Here is a 4684-nt window from a genome sequence, read left to right as displayed (position 1 = left end):
TGCTCGGTAGGAGCCGATTCATCGGCGATGCTCTCCCCCACACAACCCCGACAGCCTACGTTCCGTTTCCCCCCGGCAGGATGCCGATTGACGTCAAAGGGTGCGCCGACGGCCTCAATAGCCCACAATTGCGCCCCAATGCCCAACCCCGCTTCCGTCCCGAGGTTCTTGCCGTCCATGTCTCTCCGTCTTGCGCGACTGTTTACCGCCACGCTGATCGGCCTTAGCGCCTCTGCAACCCTTTTCGCTGCCGACACGGCTCTCATCTGGCGTGGCGATATCACCACCGCGCGCGGCGTGGTCATCGACGTCGCCAAGGCCTGGGAGAAATCCGGCAAGGGCAAGTTCGAGCTGCAGCCCTTCAATACGGCCTCCGGTATCGACGCTGTCGTCAAGGGCACGGCGGATATCGCCGGCTCCGCGCGTCCGGGTGTCGGCGCTGCCGAGCAGTCACTCACCTTCACGCCTGTGGCGTGGGACGCCCTGGTGATGGTCACCTACCCGTCCAACCCGGTGAGCAACATCACGCTCAAGCAGCTCCATGAGATCTACATGGGGCACATCACGAACTGGAAGGAGCTCGGCGGTGCCGATGCCCCGATCAACCTCTACGCCGTGGCCAGCCCGGCCGATGGTGTGGAATACAGCATGCGTCGCCTGCTGTTCGGACGTGGCAACCAGCCCGTCGCCGCACCGCGCCTGTACGTCAATGTGGCCAAGCTCGAAGAGGGCGTGACCCTCGACAAGCAGGGTCTGGGCGCTACCACCCTCGCGGGCGTGGCCTCGAACAAGAAGGTGAAGATCCTGCAGATCGACGGCGTCACGCCGTCGGCATCGACGGTCGCCAGCGGCGCCTACGTGCTCTACAGCGAGATCTACCTGGTCACCAACGACACCAACCCGAAGGCCGCCGAGATCAAGGAATTCCTTGCTTTCGTCACTTCGAGCACCGGTAGCGCCCTGCTTCGTTCGCACAGCCTCGTGCCGTACGCCGATGGCGCCTCGCTCGCTGCGGGCGATGCCGCTCGCCGCGCGACGATCGCTTCCACCGTCGGCACCCGTGCCAACGTGGGCCAGGCGATGACCACTGCGCCGACCGTCGCCGCTGCCGCTCCGGCGGAAGCCGCGAAGGAAGTCGCTGTCGCCAAGGCAGAGACCAAGGGCAAGGGCGCCAAGGCGGCCAAAGAGGCCAAGGCCTCTGTTGCCACCACGGCTGAGCCGTCGCAGTTCGCCGCGGTCGTCGCCAGCGTCAGTACCTCGGCGCACGTCGGCTTCTCCGGCGTCCATTCGGAAGCCTTCTCGGTCTCCGACAACGCCAAGGTCGGCGGCAAGTTCGCCAAGGTCCTGGCCGATGCCGTCACGGTGAAGGGCAAGATCGCCGCCAAGCCGGCGATCGACAGCTCCGAGAAGTCGAACAAGGTCGTCCTGCCGAAGCTGAGCGAGGCCAAGCCGGCCGCTGCGAAGCCGGAAGCCAAGGTCGCGGCCGCCAAGGAAGCGAAGAAGCCGGCCGCCATGGTCGCTTCGCGCACCTATAAGGTCTCGGCCGGCGACACGCTCTACTCCATCGCCAAGAAGAACGCGGTGGACGTGAACCAGCTGCGCGCCATGAACGGCCTGAAGGACAACAATGTCCACGCCGGCCAGGTGCTCAAGGTGAGCGCACGCTGAGCCCTATGGCCGTCCGCGCCGTCTCCCTCGACCTCGACGATACCCTGTGGCYGGTTCTGCCGGCCCTTATCGAGGCCGAGCACGTCGTCGACCGCTGGCTCAGGCAACACCATCCCGATGTCGCAAGCGCATGGCCGATCGAGGCCATGCGTGAGCTTCGCGAGCAGATCGCCCGCGACAACACCCATCTTTCCCACGATTTCAGCGAACAGCGCCGGATGACCATCCGCGCCGCCTTCGCGCACTGCGGCATCGACGATGCCCCGGTGGATGAACTGTGGCGGCTGTACTTCGCCGCCCGCAATAACGTGGAGCTCTACCCCGACAGCCTGCCGGCGCTGGAGCGCATCGCGCACCGCGTGCCCATCGTCAGCATCTCCAACGGCAACGCGGACCTGGAGATCATCGGCCTGCACCACCTCTTCCACACGCGCATCAGCGCCGGTGGACTGGGCGTGGCCAAGCCGGACGCTCGCATTTTCCTGGCCGCCGCGGAAGCCCTGGGTATCGAGCCCGGCGAGATCCTGCATGTCGGCGACGATCCCTTGCTGGATGTCGTCGGCGCGCGCGAGGCAGGCTTGCGTACCGTTTGGCTCAATCGCACGGGTGAGGTGTGGTCGCATGGACCTGCGCCCGACATGGAATTTCCGGATATGACCCATTTAKCCGATTGGGTAGAAGCGTCGGCGGTTACGGACAGCTAGAATAGCGGTTCACCGATTGCAACAATCCATTGACGCGGTTGCCAATGACCGCGAGGCACGGGAGGCCTGATGTCGCCGCTGATCGAACGCAAGTCCGGGAAACGTATCGTCATCCCCATCGAGACCGTCGATATGGCAGGCATGCCGGCGGCCGAAGGTCGGCTCGATGCGGTGCATCGGCAGTGGCTGATCTCGACGGCCTTTCGTCCGACACCGGGCGCCATCCTCGTACTGCCCGACGCCAGTGGCGCCATCGCGCGCATTCTTGTCGGAGTCGACCGCACGGATCCCATCGCGGCGCTCGGCTCCCTGCCCTCGCGCCTGCCTGAAGGTCTGTACGAGCTCGCCGCCGAGAGCGTCATCGAAGACCGCGACCTGCTTGCACTCGGCTGGGCACTCGGTGCCTACCGTTTCGATCGTTACCGCGCGCGTGCGCGTCCGCCGGCACAGCTGGTCGTGGACGCCGCGACGCTGCGCTCCGTGCAGCCGGTGATCGACGCCACGACGCAGGTGCGCGACCTGGTCAATACGCCCACCGAAGATATGGGCCCGGAACATCTCGCCGCCGCCATCCGCGCRCATGCCGAGGAACACAAGGCGAAGGTGCAGGAATGGGTAGGCGATGAACTACTCGCCGCGAACTTCCCGACCATTCATGCCGTAGGCCGCGCAAGCCATCGTGCGCCGCGCATGATCGAACTGAACTGGGGCAAGAACTCCAACCCGAAGCTGGTCATCATCGGCAAGGGCGTCTGTTTCGACACCGGCGGCCTGGACATCAAGCCGTCCGATGGCATGCGCTGGATGAAGAAGGACATGGGCGGCGCGGCACACGCTATCGCGCTCGCCGGTCTGGTGATGCAGGCGCGCCTGCCGGTGCGCCTCACCCTGCTCGTTCCTGCCGTCGAGAACGCTATCGCCGGGAATGCCATGCGCCCGGGCGATGTCATCAAGACGCGCGCCGGACACACGGTGGAAGTGGACAACACCGATGCCGAAGGTCGCCTGGTGCTCTGCGATGCCATCGCCTACGCGGTGGAGCAGGCCCCGGATCTGATCATCGATTTCGCGACGCTGACCGGCGCCGCGCGTGTGGCACTCGGTCCCGAGCTGCCCGCGCTGTTCACCAACCGCGACCAGCTCGCCGACCACGTCATCGGCTCAGCGGAACTCGTCGGCGATCCGCTCTGGCGCTTGCCGCTGTGGCGTCCGTACCGTCGCATGCTGGAGTCGTACGTGGYGGACTTCGCCAACGCCGGCCCCTCGCGTCACGCCGGCGCCGTCACCGCCGCGCTCTACCTCGAACGCTTCATTCCCGAGACCCAGAACTGGATGCACCTGGACACCTACTCGTGGAACGACGCCGACCGCCCGGCCCATCCGCGCGGTGGTGAAGCCCAGGGTCTGCGCGCGTTTTATCGGTTCTTGTCCGAGCGCTATTCGTAACCCTCGCCCGATGAAAAGGAAGGTTCGCTAACGCGAACGTTTCTCTTCAGGCCCTGCCGGGCCTGTGCTTGGTAGAAGCCGATTCATCGGCGATGGATGCTTGCAACAACGATGGGTGCTTGCAACAACGATGGGGGCTTGCAACAACAGTGTGGGAGCCGGCTATTGCCGGCGATCCCGCGGCAGCGGGCCCGGTTACGGCAAGCACCCATTCGCCGATGAATCGGCTCCTACCAAGCAGCGTGCAGTGTTATTCCTCGGGCGGGGCCTCAGGCTGGGTCTCGATCGCCGCATCAATCGCCTCGGCCTTCTGCTTCTTCATCGCAACCACCGAGCGCAGGTTCCGCTCCAGCTCCGCGATCGACAGCGGAAAGTACGCGTCGTCCTGATCGCTCACTTCCCAGCTATGCAGGCGCTTCCCGGTAACTGCCACACCGGAGGCCACCAGCGCCGCACGCACCTCGTTCGGATCCAGGTCGGTCGCCTGCAGGATCAACTGCCAAAGCCAGTTCATGCGCTGCGGATCAACACCGCGCGTCATCGGCGGACGCGTGTATTCGCGCGACGGCGCTTCAAAATCGCTCATGAGAAACCCCTGTTTTGGCCCGTACGCCCGATTATGACATCGACCTCCTCCGATCGGCACCGCACCCCGTTCGGCAGGAGCAGGCGGGCCTTATTCCTCAGGCTCGCTCCCGGTCATCGTGACTTCGGCCCGGCGTCTAAAGTGTCAGGCGGCAGTCCGCTATCGCACTGCTCGTCCTTGCATTCATAAAGACGTTGATCCTGCGTAGATGGACCGCGCGCGCCGGTACACCATTCGTACGCAACCAGATTGCTCTTCAGATCATCGCAGACCCCGGGAT

4 protein-coding genes are annotated in these 4684 nt (G+C 65.0%); 3 read left to right on the top strand and 1 reads right to left on the bottom strand.

What is annotated here, in order from left to right:
* Positions 1–177: 177 nt before the first annotated feature.
* The 3 genes from AC1DSN_RS18595 to AC1DSN_RS18585 all read left to right on the top strand — a co-directional run bounded on the left by AC1DSN_RS18595 (position 178) and on the right by AC1DSN_RS18585 (position 3818).
* The gene (locus AC1DSN_RS18595) at positions 178–1668 is read left to right on the top strand and encodes a LysM peptidoglycan-binding domain-containing protein (protein WP_477297246.1); all 1491 of its coding nucleotides are present in this window, start codon (positions 178–180) and stop codon (positions 1666–1668) included.
* Between the two features lie 5 nt (positions 1669–1673).
* The gene (locus AC1DSN_RS18590; protein ID WP_477332145.1) at positions 1674–2372 is read left to right on the top strand and encodes an HAD family hydrolase; all 699 of its coding nucleotides are present in this window, start codon (positions 1674–1676) and stop codon (positions 2370–2372) included.
* A 69-nt stretch (positions 2373–2441) separates the two neighbouring features.
* Positions 2442–3818, top strand: coding sequence for a leucyl aminopeptidase family protein (locus AC1DSN_RS18585; protein ID WP_477332143.1), 1377 nt, complete (start codon positions 2442–2444; stop codon positions 3816–3818).
* A gap of 250 nt (positions 3819–4068) precedes the next feature.
* Here AC1DSN_RS18585 and AC1DSN_RS18580 read toward each other — a convergent pair whose 3' ends face one another.
* On the bottom strand, positions 4069–4404 hold the full coding sequence (locus AC1DSN_RS18580; protein ID WP_477332141.1) for a hypothetical protein: 336 nt from the start codon (positions 4402–4404) through the stop codon (positions 4069–4071).
* Positions 4405–4684 lie beyond the last annotated feature (280 nt).

The sequence above is a fragment of the Luteibacter sp. P4_D7_3 genome (assembly GCF_056401735.1).
Note: the sequence above shows the minus strand (reverse complement) of the source record. Positions and strands in the feature narration are given on the sequence as shown.

Bases quoted from the DNA above. Each gene is read 5' to 3' on its own strand.
- AC1DSN_RS18595 (WP_477297246.1), top strand. From the start codon at position 178: ATGTCTCTCCGTCTTGCGCGACTGTTTACCGCCACGCTGATCGGCCTT.
- AC1DSN_RS18580 (WP_477332141.1), bottom strand. From the start codon at position 4,404: ATGAGCGATTTTGAAGCGCCGTCGCGCGAATACACGCGTCCGCCGATG.